At 63.6% G+C, this 22,846-nt stretch carries 24 protein-coding genes and 1 tRNA gene; 15 read left to right on the top strand and 10 right to left on the bottom strand.

Going from position 1 to position 22,846, the window contains the following annotated elements; all coding sequences use genetic code 11:
* The first annotated feature begins 16 nt into the window (after window positions 1-16).
* Complete coding sequence (locus K8374_RS04805; RefSeq protein ID WP_224458126.1) at window positions 17-823, top strand: HDOD domain-containing protein; 807 nt, start codon at window positions 17-19, stop codon at window positions 821-823.
* 168 nt (window positions 824-991) lie between these two features.
* On the opposite strand, the gene K8374_RS04800 is transcribed toward K8374_RS04805, so the two are convergent.
* Together K8374_RS04800 and K8374_RS04795 are read right to left on the bottom strand one after the other, a co-directional pair.
* Window positions 992-2,371 carry a sensor histidine kinase gene (locus tag K8374_RS04800; RefSeq protein WP_224458125.1) on the bottom strand — a complete coding sequence of 460 codons (1,380 nt, stop codon included), beginning with the start codon at window positions 2,369-2,371 and terminating at the stop codon, window positions 992-994.
* On the bottom strand, window positions 2,364-3,035 hold the full coding sequence (locus tag K8374_RS04795; protein WP_224458124.1) for a response regulator: 672 nt from the start codon (window positions 3,033-3,035) through the stop codon (window positions 2,364-2,366). The genes K8374_RS04800 and K8374_RS04795 overlap by 8 nt, the downstream gene beginning before the upstream one ends.
* A gap of 198 nt (window positions 3,036-3,233) precedes the next feature.
* Here K8374_RS04795 and K8374_RS04790 point away from each other — a divergent pair, with 198 nt between their 5' ends.
* The 5 genes from K8374_RS04790 (at window position 3,234) to K8374_RS04770 (ending at window position 8,716) form a co-directional block, all read left to right on the top strand.
* On the top strand, window positions 3,234-4,523 hold the full coding sequence (locus K8374_RS04790) for an OprD family porin (RefSeq protein ID WP_224458123.1): 1,290 nt from the start codon (window positions 3,234-3,236) through the stop codon (window positions 4,521-4,523).
* Between the two features lie 32 nt (window positions 4,524-4,555).
* Window positions 4,556-5,536, top strand: a complete 981-nt coding sequence (locus K8374_RS04785; protein WP_224458122.1) for a Bug family tripartite tricarboxylate transporter substrate binding protein — start codon at window positions 4,556-4,558, stop codon at window positions 5,534-5,536.
* 179 nt (window positions 5,537-5,715) lie between these two features.
* On the top strand, window positions 5,716-6,174 hold the full coding sequence (locus K8374_RS04780; protein ID WP_224458121.1) for a tripartite tricarboxylate transporter TctB family protein: 459 nt from the start codon (window positions 5,716-5,718) through the stop codon (window positions 6,172-6,174).
* A gap of 3 nt (window positions 6,175-6,177) precedes the next feature.
* Entirely contained in the window at window positions 6,178-7,692 is a 1,515-nt protein-coding gene (locus K8374_RS04775) for a tripartite tricarboxylate transporter permease (RefSeq protein ID WP_224458120.1), read from the top strand.
* The gene (locus K8374_RS04770) at window positions 7,685-8,716 is read left to right on the top strand and encodes an AbrB family transcriptional regulator (protein WP_224458119.1); all 1,032 of its coding nucleotides are present in this window, start codon (window positions 7,685-7,687) and stop codon (window positions 8,714-8,716) included. Before K8374_RS04775 ends, K8374_RS04770 begins: the two co-directional genes overlap by 8 nt.
* Window positions 8,717-8,793: 77 nt before the next feature.
* Here K8374_RS04770 and ung read toward each other — a convergent pair whose 3' ends face one another.
* Entirely contained in the window at window positions 8,794-9,486 is a 693-nt protein-coding gene (gene ung / locus K8374_RS04765) for a uracil-DNA glycosylase (protein ID WP_224458118.1), read from the bottom strand.
* Window positions 9,487-9,612: 126 nt separating this feature from the next.
* Here ung and K8374_RS04760 point away from each other — a divergent pair, with 126 nt between their 5' ends.
* Window positions 9,613-10,719 (top strand): enoyl-CoA hydratase/isomerase family protein, encoded by a 1,107-nt coding sequence (locus tag K8374_RS04760; RefSeq protein WP_224458117.1) that lies wholly within the window; start codon window positions 9,613-9,615, stop codon window positions 10,717-10,719.
* Between the two features lie 60 nt (window positions 10,720-10,779).
* Here K8374_RS04760 and K8374_RS04755 read toward each other — a convergent pair whose 3' ends face one another.
* Window positions 10,780-11,229: a hypothetical protein gene (locus K8374_RS04755; RefSeq protein ID WP_224458116.1), complete on the bottom strand. Its 450-nt coding sequence runs from the start codon at window positions 11,227-11,229 to the stop codon at window positions 10,780-10,782.
* 205 nt (window positions 11,230-11,434) lie between these two features.
* Here K8374_RS04755 and K8374_RS04750 point away from each other — a divergent pair, with 205 nt between their 5' ends.
* The 4 genes from K8374_RS04750 to K8374_RS04735 all read left to right on the top strand — a co-directional run bounded on the left by K8374_RS04750 (window position 11,435) and on the right by K8374_RS04735 (window position 13,802).
* Window positions 11,435-11,656 (top strand): cysteine-rich CWC family protein, encoded by a 222-nt coding sequence (locus K8374_RS04750; protein ID WP_224458115.1) that lies wholly within the window; start codon window positions 11,435-11,437, stop codon window positions 11,654-11,656.
* Window positions 11,657-11,685: 29 nt separating this feature from the next.
* Window positions 11,686-12,378 (top strand): pseudouridine synthase, encoded by a 693-nt coding sequence (locus tag K8374_RS04745; RefSeq protein WP_224458114.1) that lies wholly within the window; start codon window positions 11,686-11,688, stop codon window positions 12,376-12,378.
* Window positions 12,379-12,727: 349 nt separating this feature from the next.
* Complete coding sequence (locus tag K8374_RS04740) at window positions 12,728-13,612, top strand: alpha/beta fold hydrolase (protein WP_224458113.1); 885 nt, start codon at window positions 12,728-12,730, stop codon at window positions 13,610-13,612.
* Between the two features lie 116 nt (window positions 13,613-13,728).
* Window positions 13,729-13,802, top strand: a tRNA-Gly gene (locus tag K8374_RS04735).
* An 86-nt stretch (window positions 13,803-13,888) separates the two neighbouring features.
* Here K8374_RS04735 and K8374_RS04730 read toward each other — a convergent pair.
* The 4 genes from K8374_RS04730 to K8374_RS04715 form a co-directional block, all read right to left on the bottom strand.
* A complete protein-coding gene (locus tag K8374_RS04730) occupies window positions 13,889-15,157 on the bottom strand; it encodes a type II toxin-antitoxin system HipA family toxin (RefSeq protein ID WP_224458112.1) in 1,269 nt (422 codons plus the stop codon).
* A complete protein-coding gene (locus K8374_RS04725; protein WP_224458111.1) occupies window positions 15,154-15,696 on the bottom strand; it encodes a helix-turn-helix domain-containing protein in 543 nt (180 codons plus the stop codon). The genes K8374_RS04730 and K8374_RS04725 overlap by 4 nt, the downstream gene beginning before the upstream one ends.
* Before the next feature lie 296 nt (window positions 15,697-15,992).
* On the bottom strand, window positions 15,993-16,463 hold the full coding sequence (gene cynS / locus K8374_RS04720; protein ID WP_224458110.1) for a cyanase: 471 nt from the start codon (window positions 16,461-16,463) through the stop codon (window positions 15,993-15,995).
* Window positions 16,464-16,492: 29 nt separating this feature from the next.
* Window positions 16,493-17,152 (bottom strand): carbonic anhydrase, encoded by a 660-nt coding sequence (locus K8374_RS04715; protein WP_224458109.1) that lies wholly within the window; start codon window positions 17,150-17,152, stop codon window positions 16,493-16,495.
* A 112-nt stretch (window positions 17,153-17,264) separates the two neighbouring features.
* On the opposite strand from K8374_RS04715, the gene cynR reads away from it, so the two are divergent.
* The 4 genes from cynR (at window position 17,265) to K8374_RS04695 (ending at window position 20,834) form a co-directional block, all read left to right on the top strand.
* The gene (gene cynR, locus K8374_RS04710) at window positions 17,265-18,155 is read left to right on the top strand and encodes a transcriptional regulator CynR (RefSeq protein WP_224458108.1); all 891 of its coding nucleotides are present in this window, start codon (window positions 17,265-17,267) and stop codon (window positions 18,153-18,155) included.
* A 108-nt stretch (window positions 18,156-18,263) separates the two neighbouring features.
* Window positions 18,264-18,509, top strand: coding sequence for a helix-turn-helix domain-containing protein (locus tag K8374_RS04705; RefSeq protein ID WP_224458107.1), 246 nt, complete (start codon window positions 18,264-18,266; stop codon window positions 18,507-18,509).
* Window positions 18,510-18,604: 95 nt separating this feature from the next.
* Complete coding sequence (locus K8374_RS04700) at window positions 18,605-19,621, top strand: DUF4917 family protein (RefSeq protein WP_224458106.1); 1,017 nt, start codon at window positions 18,605-18,607, stop codon at window positions 19,619-19,621.
* A 250-nt stretch (window positions 19,622-19,871) separates the two neighbouring features.
* Window positions 19,872-20,834: an IS110 family transposase gene (locus K8374_RS04695; protein ID WP_224458105.1), complete on the top strand. Its 963-nt coding sequence runs from the start codon at window positions 19,872-19,874 to the stop codon at window positions 20,832-20,834.
* 35 nt (window positions 20,835-20,869) lie between these two features.
* Here the strand turns inward: K8374_RS04695 and K8374_RS04690 are convergent, their stop codons facing one another.
* Window positions 20,870-22,084 carry a class I SAM-dependent methyltransferase gene (locus tag K8374_RS04690; RefSeq protein ID WP_224458104.1) on the bottom strand — a complete coding sequence of 405 codons (1,215 nt, stop codon included), beginning with the start codon at window positions 22,082-22,084 and terminating at the stop codon, window positions 20,870-20,872.
* Between the two features lie 98 nt (window positions 22,085-22,182).
* Entirely contained in the window at window positions 22,183-22,800 is a 618-nt protein-coding gene (locus tag K8374_RS04685; protein ID WP_084855880.1) for a TPM domain-containing protein, read from the bottom strand.
* Between the last annotated feature and the right edge of the window lie 46 nt (window positions 22,801-22,846).

The raw sequence follows: 22,846 nt of genomic DNA, 5'->3' as shown, positions 1-22,846 counted from the left end.
GCGTTAGAGAAGCTACATGAACAAGCTGGCCGAGATGGTTCAAGCACATTTGCTCGCAGCCATCGAAAAGGACGACCTGGTCCTGCCGACCCTCCCGGAAGTTGCCTTGAGCATCCGCGAGGCCGCCGAGGACAGCGAGATCAGCGTCGCCGCCCTGAGCCGGGTGATCGGCCGCGATGCCGCCCTTTCGGCGCGCCTGATCAAAGTGGTCAACAGCCCGTTGCTGCGTGCCTCGGTGGAAGTCACCGACTTGCACACCGCCATCACCCGCCTGGGCATCAACTACAGCTGCAACCTGGCGATCGGCCTGGTGATCGAGCAGATCTTCCACGCCCGCTCACCGTCGGTAGAGCATAAATTGCGCGACATATGGGCCAACAGCCTGGATGTTGCCGGCATCAGCTATGAGCTGTGCCGTCGCTACACCCAGCTCAAGCCGGACCAGGCGACCTTGGGTGGGTTGGTCCACCAGATCGGTGCGCTGCCGGTGCTGATCTACGCCGAGGAACATAACGAGCTGCTTTCGGACCCGGTGTGCCTGCACTATGTGATCGAGCAGATTCACCCGGTGCTGGGCGACAAGATCCTCGGTGCCTGGGAATTTCCCGAACAGCTGGTCAAGCTGCCCAGCCAGGTGCAGGACCTGGACCGGCGCACCGACAAGATCGACTACATCGATATCGTGCAGATCGCGCGCCTACTCAGCCATCGCAATCGCAGCCGGCCATTGGCTGCCCTGCCTGCCTACCAGCACCTGGGCCTGCCCCACGGCATGGAACTGGATGTCGCCGACCTGCTCGATGCGCGGAACATGTTGCGCTAGCAAGCTCTGGCACCCTCCTCTGCAGGAGCGGGCTTGCCCCGCGACTAAGCCGGACCTGCCAATGCTGCCGCCTGGCAAGGGCTTCGCCCTTGATCGCGGGACAAGCCCGCTCCTACAGAAAAAACCAGCGCAGGACAGGTTGAGGTGGAAGCGCCGACACCGACCACGTCAGTCGGCGATAAAACTCACCCGCACCCGCAACCCACCATTTTCGCCGTCGTGCAGGCTGATCTGTGCCAAGTGTGCACGGCAGATCTCGCCGACGATCGCCAGCCCCAGACCGGTGCCCTGGGCACTGCGTCGGTAGAAGCGCTCGAATACCCGTTCGCGCTCCTCCAGGGGAATGCCCGGCCCATCGTCTTCCACTTCGAGCACGGCCGGCGCCAGCACCCGCAAGATCACGTTGCCGCCCTTCGGCGTATGGGCCAGGGCGTTGTCCACGAGGTTACTGAGCAACTCGTTGAGCAAGGTCGGCTCGCCCTTGAGCCACACCGGCGCTTCGGCCTCCAGGGCCAAGGCCACACCCCGGCCATGGGCCAGCGGTGCCATGGCCATGCCCAGCTCACGGGCCAGCTGGCTCAGGTCCAGGCGCTGGGCGCCGCCTTCGGCAATGGCACGGGCACCGTTTTCCACCCGTGCCAGGGAGAGCAATTGGTTGGCCAGGTGGGTCAGGCGGTCGGTCCCCTGGGCAGCGGCCTCCAAGGTCTGGCGCCACTGCTCCGGCTCCTGGGAGCGCAGCCCCAGCTCGACCCGTGCCTTGAGCGCCGCCAATGGCGTGCGCAGCTCATGGGCCGCCTCGGCGATGAACTGCGCCTGGCGCTCGAACTGGCCCCTGAGGCGTTCGGTGAAATGGTTCAGGGCGCGCACCAACGGGCCCAATTCCCGCTGCACCTGCACCACCGGCAGAGCCCTCAGATCATCGGGCTGGCGTTCCTCGACCGCAGTGCGCAGGCGCTCCAATGGGCGCAGTGCGGCGCTGACCGCGAACCACACCATCACCAGCGCGCCGAGGGCCAGCATGCCCAGGCGCAGCAGGGTATCGGCCATCAACCCGCGGGCCATGCGTACCCGCGCTTCCTCGGTCTCGGCCACGCGAATCTCGGCCATGCCATTCATGTTCGGCTCGCTGACCGCCTTGAGCAGGCTGACCACCCGCACGTCCTGGCCCAGGTAGGTGGCGTTGTAGAACCGCGCCAGGGCCGGGTAGTCGTCGGTGCGCGGGGTACCGGGCGGTGGCGGCGGCAGGTTTTCATAACCGGAGATGAGCTGGCCGTGGATATCCAGTACCTGGTAGTAGATGCGCCCGGCACTGTCGTAGGCGAAGGTGTCCAGGGCCACGTAGGGCACGTCGGCGCTGAGGGTACCGTCGCGCTGCGAAAGGCCGGCGGCGATGGTCCGCGCCGAGGCCAGCAAGGTACGGTCGTAGGCGGTGTCGGCGGCCTCACGGCCATTCCAGTAGGCGCTCAGGCCGCTGGCCAGCATCAGCACCACCAGCAGCAGCGCCAGGTTGCCCAGTAGCCGCCCGCGCAGGCTGCCGTTGTCACGCATCGCGGTGCTCGAGCAGGTAGCCAAGCCCGCGGAAGGTGACGATGGCGACCGGGTGACCATCGAGCTTCTTGCGCAGGCGATGGATGTAGATCTCGATGGCATCCGGGCTGGCCTCCTCGTCCAGGCCGAACACTTGGGCGGCCAGTTGCTCCTTGCTCATCACCCGGCCCGGGCGGGCGATCAGCGCCTCGAGCACGCTCTGCTCGCGCTGGGTGAGGGTCAGGGCATCGCCCTCCAGGGTGAAACGACGGGTATCGAGGTCGTAGACCAGCGGGCCGCAGCGCTGCTGGCGTTCGCCGCCCAGCACACTGCGCCGCAGCAGGGCCTTCACCCGCGCCTCCAGTTCGGTCAGCTCGAAGGGTTTGGCCAGGTAATCGTCGGCCCCCAGATTCAGGCCGTGCACCCGGTCCTTGACGTCGCTACGCGCGGTAAGCATCAGCACCGGCAAGGTCTTGCCGCGACCGCGCAGGCGCGCCAGCACCTCGAAGCCGTCCATGCGCGGCAGGCCGACATCGAGCACGGCCACGGCATAGTCCTCGCTGGCCAGGGCCAGGTCGGCGGCCACACCATCGTGCAGCACGTCCACGGTCAGGCCATGGCTCTTGAGGGCCTGGGCCACGCTTTCGGCCAGTTGCAGGTGGTCTTCGACCAGCAACACACGCATCGGATTCTCCCTGCTCGGGTGGGGCTTTGCCGCGGAGTGTACCGCCGTCGGGGGGCCTGTGAAGCCCTCGCGGCAAACCTTTCACGCTGAAAGGTTAGCGAAAGGTTCATTACCTAGCATCGCACCACGGTCGCCCCGCGCGCCGAACAAAGCACCAGCAAGGTGCACCGATAAGAACAATAAACGGAGTCATCGACGATGCTGTCCACGCAGCCTCAGGCCCTCGCGCCTACCCGTTCCCCGTCCGTACGCCCTTCCATCATCGCCAGCGCCGTCGCCCTCGCCGGTGTCGCCCCGATGAGCCAGGCCGCCTTCTTCGAAGACAGCACGGCCACCTTCGAAACCCGTAACATGTACTTCAATCGCGACTTCCGCGACGGCACCAGCAGCCAGCAGTCCAAGCGCGACGAATGGGCCCAGGGTTTCATGCTCAACTTCGAGTCCGGCTACACCGAAGGGACCGTCGGGTTTGGCCTGGACGCCCTGGGGATGCTGGGCATCAAGCTCGACTCCAGCCCCGACCGCACCGACAGCGGCCTGCTGCCCACCCATGACGACGGCAAGGCCGCCGACGAGTACTCCAAGCTCGGCCTGACCGGCAAGGTCAAGGTCTCCAAGACCGAACTGAAGATCGGCACGCTGATCCCCGAATTGCCGACCCTGCAGCCCAACGATGGGCGCATCCTGCCGCAGACCTTCGAAGGTGGCCTGCTCACCTCCAAGGAGATCAAGGGCCTGACCTTCACCGGCGCGCGCCTGGAGAAGGCCAAGGACCGCAACGACACCAACTGGGAAGACCTGGCCCTCAACAACAAGAACGGCCGCTTCGGCGGTACCTTCAGCGCCGATCATTTCGACACCGGGGGCCTGGACTACCAGTTCACCGACCGCATCACCGGCAGCTACCACTTCGCCCAGCTCGACGACATCTATCGCCAGCACTTCCTCGGCATGGTCGCGACCCAGCCGTGGGGCCCGGGCACCTTCGGCGCCGACCTGCGCCTGGCGGTCAGCGACGATGCAGGCCAGGCCAAGGCCGGCGACATCGACAACACCACGGTCAACGGCATGCTCAGCTATGCCCTGGGCGGGCACAAATTCAGCGCTGCCTACCAGCACCTGTCCGGCGACAGCGCCTTCCCCTATGTCGACGGGGCCGACCCGTACCTGGTCAACTTCGTCCAGATCAACGACTTCGCCGGTGCCGACGAGCGCTCCTGGCAGGCCCGCTACGACTACAACTTCGCCGCCCTGGGCATCCCCGGCCTGACCTTCATGACCCGCTACATCAGCGGCGACAATGTCAGCCGCGCCGACGGCAGCGAAGGCAAGGAGTGGGAACGCAACACCGAGTTCAAGTACGTGGTACAAAGCGGCCCGTTGAAGGACGTCGCCGTACGCCTGCGCAATGCCACCTTCCGCTCCAACTTCGCCCGCGATGCCGACGAAGTGCGACTGCTGGTGAGCTACAGCGTGGCTCTGTGGTAACCCAATAACAACAACGCTCACGGAGAAAGACGATGACCTTTTCACTGCGCCGCCTCGTCCTCGCAACCGGCTGCCTGCTGCTGGCCGGCAACGCTTTGGCCGCCGAACCGAAACGCCCTGAATGCATCGCCCCGGCCTCGCCCGGCGGCGGTTTCGACCTGACCTGCAAACTGGTGCAAAGCGCCCTGGTCAACGAGAAGATCCTGTCCAAGCCCATGCGCGTGACCTACATGCCCGGCGGTGTCGGCGCGGTGGCCTACAACGCCGTGGTCGCCCAGCGCCCGGCCGACGCCGGCACCCTGGTGGCCTGGTCCAGCGGTTCGCTGCTGAACCTGGCCCAGGGCAAGTTCGGCCGCTTCGACGAGAACGCCGTCAAATGGCTCGCCGCCGTCGGCACCAGCTACGGCGCCATCGCAGTCAAGAGCGATTCCCCCTTCAAGACCCTCGACGACCTGGTCGCCGCCCTGAAGAAAGACCCGAGTAAGGTGGTGATCGGTTCCGGCGGCACCGTCGGCAGCCAGGACTGGATGCAGACCGCGTTGATCGCCAAGGCCGCCGGCATCAACCCGCGCGACCTGCGCTATGTAGCCCTGGAAGGCGGCGGCGAAATCGCCACCGCGCTGCTGGGCGGGCACATCCAGGTGGGCTCCACCGACATCTCCGACTCCATGCCGCACATCCAGAGCGGTGACATGCGCATCCTCGCGGTGTTCGCCGAAAACCGCCTGGACGAGCCGGAAATGAAGGACATCCCCACCGCCAAGGAGCAGGGCTACGACATCGTCTGGCCGGTGGTACGCGGCTTCTACCTGGGGCCGAAGGTCAGCGAGGAGGACTACGCCTGGTGGAAGGCCTCGTTCGACAAGCTGCTGGCCTCCGAGGACTTCGCCAAGCTGCGCGACCAGCGCGAGCTCTTCCCGTTCGCCATGACTGGCCAGGAGCTGGACACCTACGTGAAGAAACAGGTCGCCGACTACAAGGCGCTGGCCCGGGAATTCGGCCTGATCCAATGACCTGCCTTGCGCCGCTCCCCCTGTAGGAGCGGCCTTGTGCCGCGAAAGGGCTGCATGGCAGCCCCGGCGATTGACGCGGTATCGCTCGGGACTTGGGGCCGCTGCGCGGCCCTTTCGCGGCACAAGGCCGCTCCTACACAAGGGGCCGCGTCTTGCCGACAGACAACGAGGATTTCTTCATGATCCTGCAACGCGTTTTCGCCCTGGCCCTGCTGGCGGTATGCGCCGCCCTGGCCGTAATGGCCTGGCCCTACCAGGCCGCGTTTTCCTATGAGCCGGTAGGCCCCCGTGCCTACCCCCTGCTGATGCTCGGGCTGATGGGCCTGGCCTTGCTCTACCTGGCCATTCGCCCAACGCCGATCGTGCGCAAGGACGACGAGCCGGAGCTCGACCGCGAGAGCCTGGTCAAGATCGTCGCCTGCATCGGCCTGCTACTGGTCTTCGCCAGCACCTTCGAGCCCCTGGGCTTCATCCTCAGCGCCATCCTGGTCGGCGTGCCCATGGCCAGGCTGTATGGCGGGCGCTGGCTGCACAGCGCAATCGTGGTCGCTGCCATGAGCCTGCTGCTGTACTGGCTGTTCGACCGCATGATGGATGTGCCCCTGCCCCTCGGCCTGCTGGACGTACTGGAGAACTGACACATGGATACCTTGAGCTACCTGGGCCAGGGCTTCGGCGTCGCCCTGAGCCCATACAACCTGGCCACGGCCCTGACCGGCACCCTGATCGGCACCGTGGTCGGCCTGCTGCCGGGCTTGGGCCCGATCAATGGCGTGGCCCTGCTGATCCCCATCGCCTTCGCCCTGGGCCTGCCCCCGGAATCGGCGCTGATCCTGCTGGCCGCGGTCTACCTGGGCTGCGAGTACGGCGGGCGCATCAGCTCGATCCTGCTCAACATCCCTGGCGAAGCCTCCACCGTGATGACCACCCTCGACGGCTACCCCATGGCCCGCCAGGGCCTGGCCGGCGTTGCCCTGTCGCTGTCGGCGTGGAGTTCGTTCATCGGCGCCTTGATCGCCACCTGCGGCATGGTGCTGTTCGCGCCGCTGCTGGCGAAATGGGCAATCGCCTTCGGCCCCGCGGAATACTTCGTGTTGATGGTGTTCGCCATCGTCGCCCTGGGCGGCATGGCCGGCGACAAACCGCTGAAGACCTTCATCGCCGCGTTGATCGGCCTGTTCCTCTCCAGCGTCGGCATCGATGCCAACAGCGGCGTGTACCGCTTCACCGGCGACAGCGTGCACCTGGCCGACGGCATCCAGTTCGTGGTACTGGTGCTGGGCCTGTTCTCCATCAGCGAAATCCTCCTGCTGCTGGAAAAGACCCACCACGGTCACCAGGCGGTCAAAGCCACCGGGCGTATGCTGTTCAACGTCAAGGAAGCGGCCTCGGTGTTCCTTGTGAACCTGCGCTGCGGCCTGCTCGGTTTTGTCATGGGCGTGCTGCCCGGTGCCGGTGCCACCCTGGCCAGTGCCGTGGCGTACATGACCGAGAAGCGCATCGCCGGTGACAAGGGCAAGTTCGGCAAAGGCGATGCCCGCGGCCTGGCGGCTCCGGAAACGGCCATCGGCGCTTCCTGCTGTGGCGCCCTGGTGCCGATGCTGACCCTGGGCGTCCCGGGTTCGGGCACCACCGCCGTGATGATCGGCGCGCTGACCCTGTACAACATCACCCCCGGCCCACTGCTGTTCCAACAGCAACCGGATATCGTCTGGGGCCTGATCGCCTCGCTGTTCGTCGCCAACATCATGCTGGTGATCCTCAACATCCCGATGATCCGCATCTTCACCCGTATCCTCGCGGTGCCGAACTGGGCCCTGGTGCCAGTGATCGCCATCATCACCGGGATCGGCGTGTACGCCGTGCATGCCACCACCTTCGACCTGTTCCTGATGGTCGGCATCGGCATCATGGGCTACATCCTGCGCAAGCTGGACTTCCCGCTGTCGCCGATCCTGCTGGGCTTCATCCTCGGAGGGCTGATGGAGCAGAACCTGCGCCGCGCCCTGTCGATCTCCAATGGCGAACTGGGCATCCTCTGGTCGAGCCCGATCAGCATGGGCGTCTGGGTGCTGACCCTGTGCATGCTGACCCTGCCGCTGCTGCGCATCTGGCGCAAGCGCAGCCTGCAACGCCGGGCGATGGCCGATGCCTGATCGGTCGTTGCCGCTGTTCTGGGCGACCGGGCTGGTCGGCCTTGCGGGCGGGTTGCTCGCAAGCTTGGTCGGCTGGCCGCTGCCATGGATGGTCGGCTCACTGCTGGCGATCATCCTGGTGCGCTGCCTGACGCCCTGGCAGCTCACGGAAATCCCCAACGGCCGCAAATGCGGCCAATGGATCATCGGTATCGGCATCGGCCTGCACTTCACCCCGGCGGTAATCGAGCAGGTTGCCAGCCATTTCGCCCTGATCCTGTTCGGTGCCTTGTTCACCACCTGCTCCAGCGTGATCAGCGTTTGGCTGCTGCGGCGCACCGGGGAAGACCGCGCCACAGCGTTCTTCGCCAGCATGCCGGGTGGTGCGGGGGAGATGGTCAACCTCGGTGCGCGCAATGGCGCGGTGATCAGCCAGGTAGCTGCAGCCCAGAGCCTGCGGGTACTGGCGGTGGTGCTGTGCATACCGGCGCTGTTCAAGTTCCTGCTCGGCGATGGCGTACCGCTGAGCCATTCGGGCAGTGTCAGTTGGGGCTGGCTGGCGTTGATCGCACCGCTTGGCGTACTGGTCGCCCTGGCCTGGCAGCGCCTGCGCCAGCCCAACCCCTGGCTGTTCGGGCCATTGCTGGTCGCGGCCAGTGTGAGCCTGGCCGGCAACCTGCAGATCGGCCTGCCCAATGGTGCCAGCCAAATCGGCCAGTGGCTGATCGGCAGCGGCCTGGCCTGCCATTTCAACCGGGCATTCTTCCGCCGGGCGCCGTCATTCCTGGGGCGCACCTTGCTGGCGACCTTCCTGTGCATGCTGGTTGCCGCCAGCGCGGCCTGGGCCTTGAGCGTGATGACGCAACTGGACCTGCGTTCGCTGACACTGGGGATGATGCCCGGGGGCATCGCCGAGATGAGCCTGACGGCGGAGACTCTGCAACTGTCGGTGCCATTGGTGACGGCGTTACAGATGATGCGGCTGTTGTTCGTGCTGTTTCTTGCCGAGCCCCTGTTCCAGCGCTGGAACGCTGGCCAATCATGATTTGGTGCAAACAGCTTCGCGGGTAAATCCCCACCTAGGCCAATGTGGGTTTACCCGCGAAAAGGCCAACGCAGTGTTTAAAGCGGTGGCAACGCCCAGTCGATCGGTGCCAACCCTCGCTGCTCGAGGAAGCTGTTGGTCCGGCTGAAATGCCCGCAACCGAAGAACCCGCGGTACGCCGACAACGGCGAAGGGTGCACTGACTTGAGCACCAGGTGCTTGGTGCCATCGATCAGCTTCTGCTTGCTCTGGGCATGAGACCCCCACAACAGAAACACCACGTTCTCGCACTGCTCGCTGACCACCTGGATGACCCTGTCGGTGAACGGCTGCCAACCCGCATTGGCATGGGAGGCAGCGTTGCCACGCTGTACGGTCATGGTGGTGTTGAGCAGCAACACCCCCTGCTCGGCCCAGCTTTGCAGGTAGCCATGGCTGGGGATCGGCAGGTTGAGGTCGCGGTGCAGTTCCTTGTAGATATTGACCAGCGATGGCGGCGTGGGCACCCCCGGCTGCACCGAGAAGCACAGGCCATGGGCCTGGCCCGGGCCGTGATACGGGTCCTGGCCGAGGATGACCACCTTCACTTTGTCCAGCGGCGTGGAGTTCAGGGCATTGAAGATCATCGGCCCAGGCGGGTAGATCTCCTTGCCGGCCGCATATTCCTGGCGCAGGAATTCGCGCAGCTGTTGCATGTAGGGTTGGTCGAACTCGGCGCGCAACGCGGCTTTCCAACCGGGCTCGAGCTTGATGCGATCGTCGTCAGTCATGAGGCCATCCGTAAACAATGGCGCGACACTAGGTAAGCTGCCCGGCCTTGTCAATCGATCCGACCGACGACCGGCATGATCACCCGTGGGGTCCATACTTGTGCGATGACGTACGCGAGGTTACCCATGTCCATTCAATGCGAGGTACTCACCGGAGTCGATGGCGCGCGCATCGGCATCGCCACCCTGGATGCGCCCAAGGCGCTCAATGCCTTGAGCCTGCCGATGATCGAAGTGCTCGACCAACACCTGCACGCCTGGGCCGAAAACCCGGGCATCGTCTGCGTATTGCTGCGCGGCAACGGGCCCAAGGCCTTTTGCGCCGGCGGCGATGTACGAGCCCTGGTGCATGCGTGCCGCGAGCACCCCGGCAGCGTACCCCCTCTGGCCGCCACCTTCTTCGCTGCCGAGTACCGGCTCGACCACCGCCTGCACACCTACCCCAAGCCCTTGCTGTGCTGGGGGCACGGCCACGTGCTGGGCGGAGGCATGGGCCTGCTGCAAGGCGCCGGGGTACGCATCGTCACGCCCAGCAGCCGGCTGGCCATGCCGGAAATCAGCATCGGCCTGTATCCCGATGTCGGCGCCAGCTGGTTCCTCGCCCGCCTGCCGGGCAAGCTCGGCCTGTTCCTGGGCTTGACCGGCGCGCCGATCAACGCCCGCGACGCCCTGGACCTGGGCCTGGCCGATCGTCTGCTCGGCGAGCACCAGCAAGAGGCATTGATAGAGGAATTGCTGCAACTGAACTGGCAGGAGCAGACCGCGCTGCAACTGAACAGCCTGCTCAAGGCCGAGCAGCACCTGGCCTGTGCCGAACTGCCCGACGCCCAGTGGCTACCGCGCCGGGAAGCGATCGACGAACTGCTCGATGTCGCCGACCCGGTCGCCGCATGGCGGGCCTTGTCCGGGTTGAGCAAGCACCCGGATCCGTTACTGGCCGAAGCCGGGCGGCGTTTGCACGAGGGTTGCCCGCTAACGGCGCATCTGGTCTGGGAACAGATCCGTCGTGCCCGGCACCTGTCGCTGGCCCAGGTGTTCCAGATGGAGTACACCATGAGCCTGAACTGCTGTCGGCATCCGGAATTCAGCGAAGGCGTGCGCGCCCGTCTGCTGGACAAGGATAACCAGCCGCGCTGGCACTGGCCGGATATCGACCAGGTACCTGCAGCGGTGGTGGAGGCGCACTTCGCCAAGGTGTGGGAAGGGCGGCACCCGTTGGCGGACCTAGGCTGAAATCGCGCCGGGAGGCCGCTTTGCGGCCTGATCGCGGGGCAAGCCCGCTCCTACAGACGATCAACGCCGCCAGTGACGGTTACCCCCACGATCCCCATCGGACCGGCGATTTTCGCCCCTGCCATTGGAATGCCAACGCTCGTTCTGGTGGCGGCGGTTGTCGTTGCGATAGTCGTGTCGGTCCCTGTCACGCCCATAATCGTAGCGCTGGCGGTTGCCGTAGTCGTTACGCGGGTTGCCATGCCATTGGTTCACGCGGTGGGCGGGGTATGGCTTGTAGTACGGCGAAGGTGCCGAGCGATAGTAGCGAGGTGCAGATTGGTAGTACCGGGGCTGGTAATAGCGCGGCTGCGGCGCGACATAGTAACGGTCGTGACGGTAGTAGCTGGGGTAGTAGTAGCGATCGCTCGTGTAGTAGTCCGAGCGGTAGTACCTGCCATCCTCGTAATAGGGAACGCAGGCGGAGGTAAGCAGGCCCAACAAGGCGATCAGCAGAATTCGACGGTACATGGCGGCCTCCTGGACCGCAGGCTGCCCGACACAGCGGCGCTGGCGAGCGTCGATGCAAATGCGTTCATCGACACCCGATCAGACCATCAAGCGAAGGTGCAGTGCCCTTTTCGCAATGAATTGAAACAGGTTGTCGACGACCGGAAGCCGCCGAGGTTTTTCCCCGGTAGAATCGGCGTCATTCCTGTACACCGCGGCTCGAACCATGAACGATCCCCAGCGCTGCCCCGCATGCGGCGCCCCCAACCAGTGCACCCTGGCAGACCCGCGCAGCGCCACGCAGCCATGCTGGTGCTTCGGCGTGACCATCGACCCGGCGGTGCTCCAGGCCCTGCCCGAGGCACTGCGCGACAAGGCCTGCCTGTGCCCCCGCTGCGCGGCGGTGGATGACCGGCTCAAGGCAGCGCAGCCGACGGCAACCCGCTAGAATCCATCACTTTTCTCAAGACCCACCCCATGCGCCTCGACCGCTTCCTCGCCAACCTGCCCTGCTATAACCGCCAGCAGGTGCGCCTGCTGCTGGCCCAGCGGCGCGTGTGCGTCGACGGCATGGTGGCCACCGACTCCGACCATGAGGTGCGCGAATTCAGCCGCGTCGAGGTGGACGGCCAGGTGCTTCAGGCCGGGCGCCCAGCGCGCTACCTGATGCTGCACAAGCCCACCGGCTGTGTCAGCGCCACACAGGACCCGCAGCACCCTACCGTGCTCGACCTGCTGCCGGTCGAGCTGCGCGACGACCTGCACATCGCCGGCCGCCTGGACTACAACACCACCGGCCTGATCATCCTGACCAACGATGGCCAATGGTCCAGGCGCCTGACCCAACCAAAGACGAAACTGCCGAAAATCTACCAGGTTCACACCGAAGACGAGATCGGCGAGCACTATGCGGACACGTTCCGCGAAGGGTTGTACTTCGCCTACGAAGACCTCACCACCCAGCCTGCGCATCTGGAAATCCTGGGGCCACGCCAGGCCCGGCTGGCGATCGTCGAAGGGCGTTATCACCAGGTCAAGCGCATGTTCGGGCATTTCGACAACAAGGTGGTGGGGTTGCACCGTGAGCGGATGGGCGGCATTGACCTGGATCCGGCCCTGGCGCCGGGAGAGTACCGCGACCTTACGGCCGAAGAGATCGCAACGGTGTGACTGCGCGATTGGGCCTGCCCTGCTGCTCACTGACCATCCAGCGGTTTTCCCTCGCGCATCCTCCAAACGGCACTTGCACGATCCCTACCCTGCTGCTTGAATCAAGCTGGTCGGTCTGCATGTGACCACTCAGTCACGCCCGCAGTCCAAGACGCCTTTTTGCCGGCCACCCAGGGCCTCGATGCCTTGGGGCACGGCAGATTGCCCACCTAGAACAAATACCGTCGACACGCGTGCCAAGGATCGACACAAGGGCTCCCGGTTTCTCTTCCAGGCGAATGCCTACCTGTCATAAACAACGTGCACCCTAGGTCACGCGAATACCCTTTTTGCGCCAGGAGTCGATGACATGAGGCCAGAAATCGCTGTGCTTGATATTCAAGGTCAGTACCGGGTTTACACGGAGTTCTATCGCGCGGAAGCAGCCGAGAAGACGATCATCCTGATCAACGGCTCCCTGGCCACCACGGCCTCTTTCGCCCAGACGGTGCGCAACCTGCACCCACAGTTCAACGTCGTGCTGTACGACCAGCCCTACGCGGGCAAGTCCAAGCCGCACAACCACCAGGAGCGTCTGATCAGCAAGGAGACCGAGGCGCACATCCTCCTCGAGCTGATCGAACACTTCGAGGCCGACCACGTGATGTCGTTCTCCTGGGGCGGTGCCTGCACTCTGCTGGCGCTGGCGCACCAGCCGCGGCGGGTGAAGAAGGCGGTGGTGAGTTCGTTCTCGCCGATCATCAACGCGCCGATGCGCGACTACCTGGAGCGCGGTTGCCAGTACCTGGCCGCCTGCGACCGCTACCAGGTCGGCAACCTGATCAACGACACCATCGGCAAGCACCTGCCGTCGCTGTTCAAACGCTTCAACTACCGGCACGTGAGCAGCCTGGACAGCCACGAGTACGCACAGATGCACTTCCACATCACCCAGGTGCTGGAGCATGACCTGGAGCGGGCACTGAAGGCTGCGCGCAACATCGATATCCCGGTGCTGTTCATCAACGGCGACCGCGACGAGTACACCACCGTCGACGATGCCCGGCACTTCAGCCGGCACGTCGGCCAAAGCCACTTCAGCGTGATCCGCGACGCCGGCCACTTCCTCGACATGGAGCACAAGGCCGCCTGCGAGGACACCCGCGCCGCAATGCTCGGTTTCCTCAAGCCGACCGTGCGCCAGCCCCGTCAACGCAGTCATTACGTACAGGGGCAGCATGCACTGGCTATCTGAGTGGTTCGGCGACCTGTAGCCCTGTAGAACCTTGGGCTACAAGTCGCCGACAGGTCTTTTTACACACTCGGGCTTTCCAGGCCTTGGGGGATCTGGTAAAAATGTCGGCCTCTGAAGCGGGTATAGTTTATTGGTAAAACTATAGCTTCCCAAGCTATTGAGGAGGGTTCGATTCCCTCTACCCGCTCCACTCTTCCTTTCCTTTTTCAGGGGAGGGCCTTTGCCCTTTACCCCGTTCCCTTCGCTTTGTGTCCTGTCGAGTGCGTTTTGTAAAAGTCATCCAGCAAGCCGGAAAGCGTCTGCCATTCGGTCCTGCTCCCGTGCGGAGAGGCCTAGGCCCTGAGCCAGGGTTCGCCATTGACCCACGATGTCTCGGAAGTCCTCGATGATGTCGTCTGCCTGTTGGCGGTCCAGGCGGAAGTAAGCGGCCACCTCCCGAGCCAACTCAAGGTCGAGCGCATTGTCCGCATCAGTAATGTTGAGCTTGAGGCCGTCGGCATAGGGGACAGGGTTCATGTCATAGGCCTGGGAGAGCTTCCAGCCACGGCCCGGCACAAGAATGAAGCCGTGATTGCGGAGGTGGTCGTCAGTATTGGAGACCAGGATGTTGAAGACAATTCGCGACCACAGTTCGCGCAGATCCTGATTGGGTTGCGCGCCCTGACTCATGATCACTTCTGCGAGCTCCAGATAGCTCACCCCTGTCGAAGCATCATCGCCATCGCTGTGTCCTGTCATGGTCATCGCTGAAGCAAAATGCAACCGGCGACCTGCATCGGTCCGATCGAAGCGGCGCACCATGAAGCAATGATGGTCACTAGCGAACCTCCGAGCCTGCGCCGGTGCGACCTCGAGGCCACAGCCGTTGGCCAAGGCATTGACCACCATTTCCCATCCGCCGACATCATAGCTATCCCGTGTGCTTGGGAATTTGGCGATGTACAGGCGTCCCGCATCGTCCGCGACGCTCGCTTTGGGCCTGGCACCGCCAAGCGAACCGCCTGGCGCGATGAGCATACGCAGCCAGTCCTGCCCTTGAGCAGCGACGTTGTCGGGATCCTGTTCAAGCGCACGACTGGCCTGTTCCAGAGCACGGATTTCAGTAAAAGGCGGAGCCGCGACGTTGATTCGGTTGTCGAGAAAATCCCCGGCATCCTCAAGTCGGTACCGTAGCGCGCCCACTCGATACATATCATGTACCCCGAGCAGGTAATCCGACTCGTAGAGTCTTGTATCCACGGGCACCAGGCCCGCCCGCTTGTCACGCTCAAATCGCCTATCCATCAGCAGGCGTCCCCAGCGGTCGGGACTGGAGTCATCGAAGACCCCGAACTTGTCCCTGGGTGGGGTGGGGTACTGCGGACCTCCGAAAGGTTGAATGCTCGGGTCCAACTGAAGCCCGGCCAGATCAGGATCTGCCAGCGCGGCATCGTCGTATTCGAACTCGAATCGCTCTGTCGCTCTGGTCCTGCGGCTGTGCAAGAAACCAAGGCGTCGGGGGCCAGTCAGTCCATCCCAGTCCGCATACACGGCAATCGTGCTCATGATGGCGCATTCCCTTTGCGTTTTGGCTTGCGAAGCATAGAGGTCAAACTGTCGGTGCTCACCACATCGGTGAGCAATTCCGTTTTTTCGTCACGGGCATGCTTCCATGCATCTTCAGCCGTCGGCTTGTCGCCCTTCACGTCCGCTTTTTTTGTCTTAGGTGAAGAGGAACTGCGCGGCGCTCGGGCTATTGGAGGCGGATTGCGAACCACCCTCTGGGCAGCCTTTGGGCGGCTATGTACGGCGTCGCTCCTTATCAAACGAGCGTCCTGGAGTTGTCGACCCAAGTCATCCGCCACCGCAAGCTTTGCGAGATCGTCGGCCAATCCAAGCACCTGCATGACGGACAGGTAGGCACCAATCGTGACACCCGACCCGCCAGCTTCCAGCGAGCGCAGAGTCATGGGGGACATGCCCGCCCGTTCGGCGACTTGTTTGGCGGTCAACTTTCGGCGCAGGCGCGCAAGCTTCAGCCGCTCACCGAATTCGATGAGAAGATTGTTCGTCGCCGGCAAGAGTGGGGCTGTCTTCTTGGCCATGGCTAATATTCCATCTCTTTTCGCAGAAAACAGCCAGAATATTAGCATTTGAAGCATCCAACCACCTAATCCCGTACGCTTCTGGCCGGGGCGAAGCAGGGCTTGTAGTGCCAATATTTCATGCTTTTTGTCAAAGAAAAGCTAGAATATTTACATCAACTTGTGAGCTTAGCCAGCGCTCGTTAACGTTTTTGAGCGGATAGCTGCGTGCGCCTTGGCAAGAAACCAAATCGAACACACACCCAACGGCCCGGCCGACGCATTACGTCGACCGGGCCGCTTCACTTATCGCCGGGTCAGAACGGCTTGGTCGGCAGGTATTTGCCGTCCAGGGTGATCACGGCGCGGGAGCCGCCTTCTGGATCCTCGACCTTCTTGACGTCCAGCTTGAAGTTGATGGCGCTGATAATGCCGTCGCCGAACTTCTCGTGCACCAGCGCCTTGAGGGTGGTGCCGTAGACCTGCAGCATTTCGTAGAAACGGTAGATGGTCGGGTCGGTAGGGACACGGTTTTCGATGCTGCCGCGCAGCGGGATGGTCTGCAGCAGGGCCACACCATCGGCGTCCAGGCTCAGCTTGTCGCCGACCAGGCGGGCAGCCTCGGCCGGCAAGGCATGCTGGCCGAGCAGCGCCGCGGTGACGAAGGCCTCGGAGAGGCCGGTGCCTTCGGTGATCTGGGCGAACGACAGGTCCTTGCGGGCCTTGGCCAGGAGGATGACGTCGGTCAGGGCCAGGCGTGCGTTCTGGCTGACTTGGGACTGGATCATGGTGCTATCTCCGTGGTGGATTGAAGGGTTCACCCTGCTCGCTGGAGCAGGTGCGAAACGGCGCGGACGTCGGGGTTGTCCGCAAGGGAAAGGAAGGTGCCGGTACGACCATCGAAGGCATCGATGCGCCCGCTTTCGATGTCGTAGACCCAACCGTGCAGGGTCACGCGCCCCTCTTCGAGGGCCAGGCGTACCGACGGATGCGTCTGGATATTGGCCAACTGGGCGATCACGTTCTCGCGCACCATGGCTTCGACCTTGGCGTGCGGCCCGGCATGCTGGCGGGCCTCGTTGACCACCCGGGCCGATTCGGCGTAGCGCAACCAGCCGGCCACCGCAGGCATGTGGTCCAGGCACGTACAGGTGGCGATAGCGGTCATGGCGCCACAATCGGAATGCCCACAGATCACGATGTCGGACACCCGCAGGGCCGCGACCGCATACTCCACCGAAGCCGAGACGCCGCCTGGCTCAGGGCCGTAGGACGGCACGATGTTGCCGGCGTTGCGGATGACGAACAGGTCGCCCGGCTCGCGTTGCGTGACCAGCTCCGGTACCAGCCGGCTGTCGGAACAGGAGATGAACAGCGCGCGCGGGCTTTGTCGGGTGGCCAGGTTCCTGAACAGGCCGGCGCGCTTGGGAAAGGCGTCCCGTTGGAATTTCAGGAAGCCGTCGATGATGTCCTTCATTGCTCAAACCTCTGTCTCGCGATGCGATGGAGCAAAGGTTACGCAGCGTTTCCAATAAGGTAAAAGTCTCATTTATGATGAACCACATCAGATAAACTTATGCGATTTCATCATGCTCGCCCGACACATCCATTACTTCCTGGCCGTGGCGCAACACCATAGCTTCACCCGCGCGGCGGCGGCCCTGCATGTCTCGCAACCGGCCCTGTCGCAGCAGGTCAGGCAACTGGAAGAGAGTCTCGGCGCACAGCTGTTCGACCGCTCGGGACGTACCACACGCCTGACCGACGCCGGCGAGGTGTACCTGCGCTACGCCCGCAAGGCCGCGCAGGAACTCGAAGAAGGCAAGCGCGCCATCCATGATGTCGCCGACCTGAGCCGGGGGGCGCTACGGGTGGCCGTGACGCCGACCTTCACCACCTACCTGATCGGCCCGCTGGTGCAGGCCTTTCATCGCCGCTATCCCAACATCACCCTGACCTTGCGCGAAATCGCCCAGGAACGCATGGAAGCGCTGTTGCTGGCCGATGAGCTGGATGTGGGGATCGCATTCGACCCGGTACATGCCCAGGACATCGAGACGCAGCTGCTGCTGGTCGAGAGCCTGGCATTGGTGGTCGGCGACGCACACCCCTTGGCCGGGCAGCGTTGTATCTCGCGGCAGGCGCTGGGCGCAGAATCCCTGGTGCTGCTGAGCGGCGAATTCGCCACCCGCGAGCAGATCGACCGCTACCTGCGCCAACAGGATGTGCGCCCACGGGTGGCGATGGAGGCCAATGCCATTGGGGCGGTGATCGAGGTGGTGCGCCGTACGACGCTGTCGACCCTGCTGCCGGCCAACCTCGCCAGCGCCCATACCGACCTCACCGCCCTGGACCTGGAGCCGCTGCGCCTACAACGCACAGCCGTGCTCCTGCAGCGCAAGGGCGCCTACCAGACAGCCGCCGCGCGTGCCTTCATCGAGGTGGCGATGCAGGTGGCAATGGCGTTGCAGAAGGCTTGAGCACCGGCGACAGAAAAAAGGGCATGGCCCGCACTCGACGAAGCATGCCCAAGCACGGTGCCCGCTATTGCGCTGTGGGGCCGGGGCAGCTGCGGACTTCGAGAACAGATGGACGAGATTGTACAAGGTACCCGCAAACCTTCTCGCATCTTCGAAATCGATGCCCTGCAAGTCAGAAACATACGCAAGGCCACTGGCCTTTCACAGGCACGTTTCGCAGAGATGATCGATGTTCAAGTTGCGACATTGCGTAACTGGGAGCAAGGACGCCGGGAGCCTACCGGCGCGGCCAAGGCGCTACTGCGGGCGATACACAACGATCCCGAACATGTGCTCAAAGCCTTGTCCCATTGAGCTACCGGGCCGGACGGATGCACGGAGGCCGTCCCGCACAACCTGCCCGGCATGCTAAAGTCCCCGCGTTTCCCGCCCAGCCCAATGGACTCATCATGCCCGCTCTCGATGCCCACTTGCCTGCCTGGCAGGTGCTCAACGACCGCCACCCCTGTTCTGCCCTGCTGCTGGGCAACGGCGCCAGCCGCGCCTTGTGGAAGCCGTTCGGCTACTTCTCGTTGTTCGAGGAGGCGCAGCGGGTTCGTCACAAGGCGCTCGGCGTAAGCGACCAGGCGCTGTTCAAGGCCCTGGGTACCGAGCTGTTCGAGCCGGTACTGAACACCCTCAACACCACCGTGCGTGCCAATGCCGCACTGGCGATCAATTCCACCGCCCCGCTGAACCGCTACTACTCGATCAAGGAAGCCCTGATCCATGCCATACGCGCGGTACACGTGCCCTGGGCGCGGGTGCCAGGCGATACGCTGGCGACGATCAACCAGGCTTTGCGCGACTATCGCAACGTCTACACCAGCAACTATGACCTGGTGCTGCCCTGGGCCATGCAGCAAGCGCCCGAGGGCTTCGCCGCGCTGTTCGACGAACAGGGCTTCTTCGATGTGCGCCGCACCTCAGGCGAAGGTACCCGGGTCGTCCATCTGCACGGTGGCCTGCACCTGCTCAAGCTGCCCGACGGCACCACGCGCCGGCGCAGCGCCGAATGCACGGAGCTGCTCGATGGCTTCGCCGTGAACATTCCCGGCGAGGTGCCGCTGTTCGTCAACGAGGGCCGCAGCGACGAAAAACTGCGAGCCATCCGCGCGTCTGACTATCTGTCCTGGGGGTTGGGCCAACTGGCCAGGGAACGCGAGGGCCTGTGCCTGTTCGGCCAACACCTGGATGCCAGCGACCAGCACCTGCTCGAGGCCATCCGCCAGGCGCGGCCACGGCATCTATCGATCGCCATCCGGCCGTTGAGCGAGGCGTCGGTCATCAACCAGAAGCAGCATTTCGTTCAGCGGTTTGCCGACATGCCGGAAACGGCGCTGCATTTCTTCGATGCCAGCAGCCATCCGTTGGGTGGCTCTGAACTGGCGATCGAGGTGCCGGTGGAGCGTGCTCGCCAACGCTGAGTGCGCATGGGGCCGCTACGCGCCCCTATCGCGGGACAAGCCCGCTTGTATGGTGATACTTGAAGGGGTGGTGGGACGAAAAAGCCGATTCTGACTGTTAGCCGCAGTACAGACCGTGGGAGACATCGCCCCACCCCTTCACCAAAGCGCCGATAAAGAATGCATCGTTTGCAAGCGACGATAGAAGCAAGCCAGCGCCTCTTGGTGAAAACCCCTCCAAGCAGAAAAACCATACGTGGGAGTGTGGCCAATGGCAATGCAGGTAAGCCAATTCATCATTGGTGTGGATGTGGCCAAAGTCGAATTGGTTGTCCATTTCGAAGACCGTGATGAACAGTCCTCGCTGAAAAATACCAAACCCGAAATCAAAAAATGGCTGGGACAACAACCCGCCAATACCGCTATCTGCGTCGAAGCAACGAATACCTACCATCTCGACCTGGTGGAGATGGCTTATGAAAAAGGCTTTGCAGTCTACGTGGTCGATGGCTTCCAGCTCAGTAACTATCGAAAGAGCGTCGGTGGTCGGGTGAAGACGGACGCCTCTGACGCTTATCTACTCTCTCGCTATCTTTCCCGCGAAGGCAGTGGACTACGTCCCTGGGGCCCACCTCCAGCCGTCTACGGCAAGCTCCAGAGCCTTCTGCGTCGCCGCGCCTCGCTGGTCTCGGCACGCACCGCCTTGACGCAAAGCTGGTCCAATGAGAGAAGCCTTGAGACCGTGTTCAAATCCTTTGCCAAGAACATGGAGAAACTCGATGTACTGCTTCAGAAAAAGCTCAAGGAGTTGGTGCGCGAAGCCGGATTAAGCGAGCAGGTCGCCCGCTGCCAAAAGATAGAAGGCATCGGATTTTTGACCGCTGTGGGGTTGGTGACAGCGTTTATCCGGGGGGACTTCAAGAATGGTGATTCATTCATCGCTTTCTTGGGCATGGACTTGCAAATCTCTGACTCCGGGCAAAAAACCGGCCGTCGGCGGCTCACCAAGCGGGGCTGCTCTGAGATACGACGCCTTCTGCACAATGCGGCAATGTCGGCTAGTCGATCAGTGGCCTGGAAAGAGGTGTATGCACACCACAGGAGCAAAGGTAAGGCTACTACCGAGGCCCTGGTGATCTTGGCCAGGAAGCTCGCCAGAGTCGCATTCGCCCTATTGAAGAGTCAGGGCGAATACGTCACCAGAACAGCTAAAAATGCTTGCCCACAACCATAGAATCTCCCACAGGGCTGCAAAGCAGCCCCAAACAATCACGCCGCGATCAACCCATCCTGGCGCAATAACGTCTCCAGGCAATGCTCCTGCACCCCATAGAACGCCTTGAGCTGGCCGATCTTCTCCAGCAGCGCGCTGTTATCCAGCGGCTGCCGGCGCTTGACCGCCAGGATCATCTTGTTCTTGTTGGTGTGCTCCAACGAAATGAACTCGAACACCTTGGTTTCGTACCCGCAAGCTTCCAGATAGAGCGCGCGCAGGCTGTCGGTGAGCATCTCGGCCTGCTGGCCGAGGTGCAGGCCATACTGCAACATCGGCTGCAGCAACCCCGGGCTGTGCAACTGCGGGCGGATCTGCTTGTGGCAGCACGGCGAGCACATGATGATCGCGGCGTTGCAGCGGATCCCGGTGTGGATGGCGTAGTCGGTGGCGATGTCGCAAGCGTGCAGGGCGATCATCACTTCGATGGCCTCCGGCACCACGCTGCGCACATCGCCGCACTGGAAGTCGAGGCCCGGGTGCTCCAGGCGCGCGGCGGCGGCGTTGCACAGGTCGACCATGTCCTGGCGCAGTTCGACGCCGGTCACCTGGGCGTCACGGGCCAAGGTATTGCGCAGGTAGTCGTGCATGGCGAAGGTCAGGTAGCCCTTGCCCGAACCGAAGTCCGCCACCCGCAGCAGCTGGTCCGCCGCCAGCGGCGCGCTGGCCAGGGCATGGTCGAAGACCTCGATGAACTTGTTGATCTGCTTCCATTTGCGCGACATCGACGGAATCAGCGCGCCTTGGGCATCGGTCACCCCCAGGTCGCGCAGGAAGGGTCGCGACAGCTCCAGGTAGCGCTTCTTCTCCCGGTCGTGGGCAGCGCCTGCCTGTTCACGGGCCGGCTGGGCGACATGGCGCTGGAGCATCGGCTTGCCTTTCTTGCTGAAGCCCAGCTGCACCTCGCCCTCGGCGCTGAACAGGTGGGCATTGCGAAAACTGTCCGGCAGCAGATCGGCTACCAGTGCCTGGGCCTGATCCAACGGCAGGTTGCGGGTGATGTCGCGGGTCTGGTGACGGTAGACCAGCGACAGGCACGGCTGGCCCTTGACCACCACGGGCTTGGCGATGATGCGCAGCAGGGTCTGGTCGGCGCCGACATGGCGAGCCAGCACCAGCTTGGCCAGACTGCCCCCGTGCAGGGCATCGGCCAGAAGGCCAAGGAACTGGGCACGCGCATCCGGCGCGGTGGTGGAAGGTGTGGCGGACATGGGAATCGGGTGCCTCGAAATGCGGGAAGCGCAACGCGCAATGGCGGGCATTCTACGTCGATGCCCGGTCTGCGCGAAGGGTTTCTCGATGGACGCGGCTAGTCGAGAATCACCAGGCGATTGGGCAGTTCGTTGCGTGCGAAGGTCGGCGGCACATGTTCGCTGAACAATTCGCCGCACGCTTCGATGCACTCGACGAAGCCTTGCAGGGTCTGACCCTGGCGCACCTGCTCGGTGAACCGCGCGACGAGCGCCTCGCGGGCCTGCTCCGGTAGATGGCGGGCGATGCCTTCGTCCACCAGGATCTCCACATGGCGCTCCGCTTCGCTGACGAAGATCAGCACCCCCGTCGCGCCGGCGGTGCGTTGCAGGTTCAGCTCCAGGAACTGCTGCCGGGCCAGGCCCGACGCACGGCGCTGGCGCAACAGGCGCGGCACCAGGCAGCTGGCCAGGCGCGGGTTACGCAGCAAAAGGCAGAGGATGACGAAGGTAACCATCTGGGCCACCAGCAAGGTGCGGATATCCGGCCAGCCCAAGGCCAGGCGTGCCAGGCCAGGTATGGCCAGGGCCAACAGGGCGGCCCACAACAAAGGCAGGTAGGCGTAGTCGTCGGCGCGACGCGCCAGCACGGTCACCAGCTCCGCATCGGTGCGCTGCTCGGCGCGGGCGATGGCCTCGGCGATCTGGCGCTGTTCGTATTCGTTGAAAACAGTCATGCCCTGGGTCTCTCGGTCGTTCTTATAGTTGTTGTCCCGGCAGCCG

The sequence above is a fragment of the Pseudomonas sp. p1(2021b) genome (assembly GCF_020151015.1).
GTDB lineage: Bacteria > Pseudomonadota > Gammaproteobacteria > Pseudomonadales > Pseudomonadaceae > Aquipseudomonas > Aquipseudomonas putida_K.
Note: the sequence above shows the minus strand (reverse complement) of the source record. Positions and strands in the feature narration are given on the sequence as shown.

Excerpts from the sequence above, each read along its gene's own strand:
- K8374_RS04750 (WP_224458115.1), top strand. The coding sequence starts at position 11,435 with ATGAACGATCCCCAGCGCTGCCCCGCATGCGGCGCCCCCAACCAGTGC.
- cynS (WP_224458110.1), bottom strand. The coding sequence starts at position 16,463 with ATGATCCAGTCCCAAGTCAGCCAGAACGCACGCCTGGCCCTGACCGAC.
- K8374_RS04790 (WP_224458123.1), top strand. The coding sequence starts at position 3,234 with ATGCTGTCCACGCAGCCTCAGGCCCTCGCGCCTACCCGTTCCCCGTCC.
- K8374_RS04775 (WP_224458120.1), top strand. The coding sequence starts at position 6,178 with ATGGATACCTTGAGCTACCTGGGCCAGGGCTTCGGCGTCGCCCTGAGC.
- K8374_RS04740 (WP_224458113.1), top strand. The coding sequence starts at position 12,728 with ATGAGGCCAGAAATCGCTGTGCTTGATATTCAAGGTCAGTACCGGGTT.
- cynR (WP_224458108.1), top strand. The coding sequence starts at position 17,265 with ATGCTCGCCCGACACATCCATTACTTCCTGGCCGTGGCGCAACACCAT.
- ung (WP_224458118.1), bottom strand. The coding sequence starts at position 9,486 with ATGACTGACGACGATCGCATCAAGCTCGAGCCCGGTTGGAAAGCCGCG.
- K8374_RS04780 (WP_224458121.1), top strand. The coding sequence starts at position 5,716 with ATGATCCTGCAACGCGTTTTCGCCCTGGCCCTGCTGGCGGTATGCGCC.
- K8374_RS04760 (WP_224458117.1), top strand. The coding sequence starts at position 9,613 with ATGTCCATTCAATGCGAGGTACTCACCGGAGTCGATGGCGCGCGCATC.
- K8374_RS04805 (WP_224458126.1), top strand. The coding sequence starts at position 17 with ATGAACAAGCTGGCCGAGATGGTTCAAGCACATTTGCTCGCAGCCATC.
- K8374_RS04730 (WP_224458112.1), bottom strand. The coding sequence starts at position 15,157 with ATGAGCACGATTGCCGTGTATGCGGACTGGGATGGACTGACTGGCCCC.
- K8374_RS04715 (WP_224458109.1), bottom strand. The coding sequence starts at position 17,152 with ATGAAGGACATCATCGACGGCTTCCTGAAATTCCAACGGGACGCCTTT.
- K8374_RS04695 (WP_224458105.1), top strand. The coding sequence starts at position 19,872 with ATGGCAATGCAGGTAAGCCAATTCATCATTGGTGTGGATGTGGCCAAA.
- K8374_RS04755 (WP_224458116.1), bottom strand. The coding sequence starts at position 11,229 with ATGTACCGTCGAATTCTGCTGATCGCCTTGTTGGGCCTGCTTACCTCC.
- K8374_RS04725 (WP_224458111.1), bottom strand. The coding sequence starts at position 15,696 with ATGGCCAAGAAGACAGCCCCACTCTTGCCGGCGACGAACAATCTTCTC.
- K8374_RS04785 (WP_224458122.1), top strand. The coding sequence starts at position 4,556 with ATGACCTTTTCACTGCGCCGCCTCGTCCTCGCAACCGGCTGCCTGCTG.
- K8374_RS04795 (WP_224458124.1), bottom strand. The coding sequence starts at position 3,035 with ATGCGTGTGTTGCTGGTCGAAGACCACCTGCAACTGGCCGAAAGCGTG.
- K8374_RS04700 (WP_224458106.1), top strand. The coding sequence starts at position 18,605 with ATGCCCGCTCTCGATGCCCACTTGCCTGCCTGGCAGGTGCTCAACGAC.
- K8374_RS04690 (WP_224458104.1), bottom strand. The coding sequence starts at position 22,084 with ATGTCCGCCACACCTTCCACCACCGCGCCGGATGCGCGTGCCCAGTTC.
- K8374_RS04800 (WP_224458125.1), bottom strand. The coding sequence starts at position 2,371 with ATGCGTGACAACGGCAGCCTGCGCGGGCGGCTACTGGGCAACCTGGCG.
- K8374_RS04770 (WP_224458119.1), top strand. The coding sequence starts at position 7,685 with ATGCCTGATCGGTCGTTGCCGCTGTTCTGGGCGACCGGGCTGGTCGGC.
- K8374_RS04745 (WP_224458114.1), top strand. The coding sequence starts at position 11,686 with ATGCGCCTCGACCGCTTCCTCGCCAACCTGCCCTGCTATAACCGCCAG.
- K8374_RS04705 (WP_224458107.1), top strand. The coding sequence starts at position 18,264 with ATGGACGAGATTGTACAAGGTACCCGCAAACCTTCTCGCATCTTCGAA.
- K8374_RS04685 (WP_084855880.1), bottom strand. The coding sequence starts at position 22,800 with ATGACTGTTTTCAACGAATACGAACAGCGCCAGATCGCCGAGGCCATC.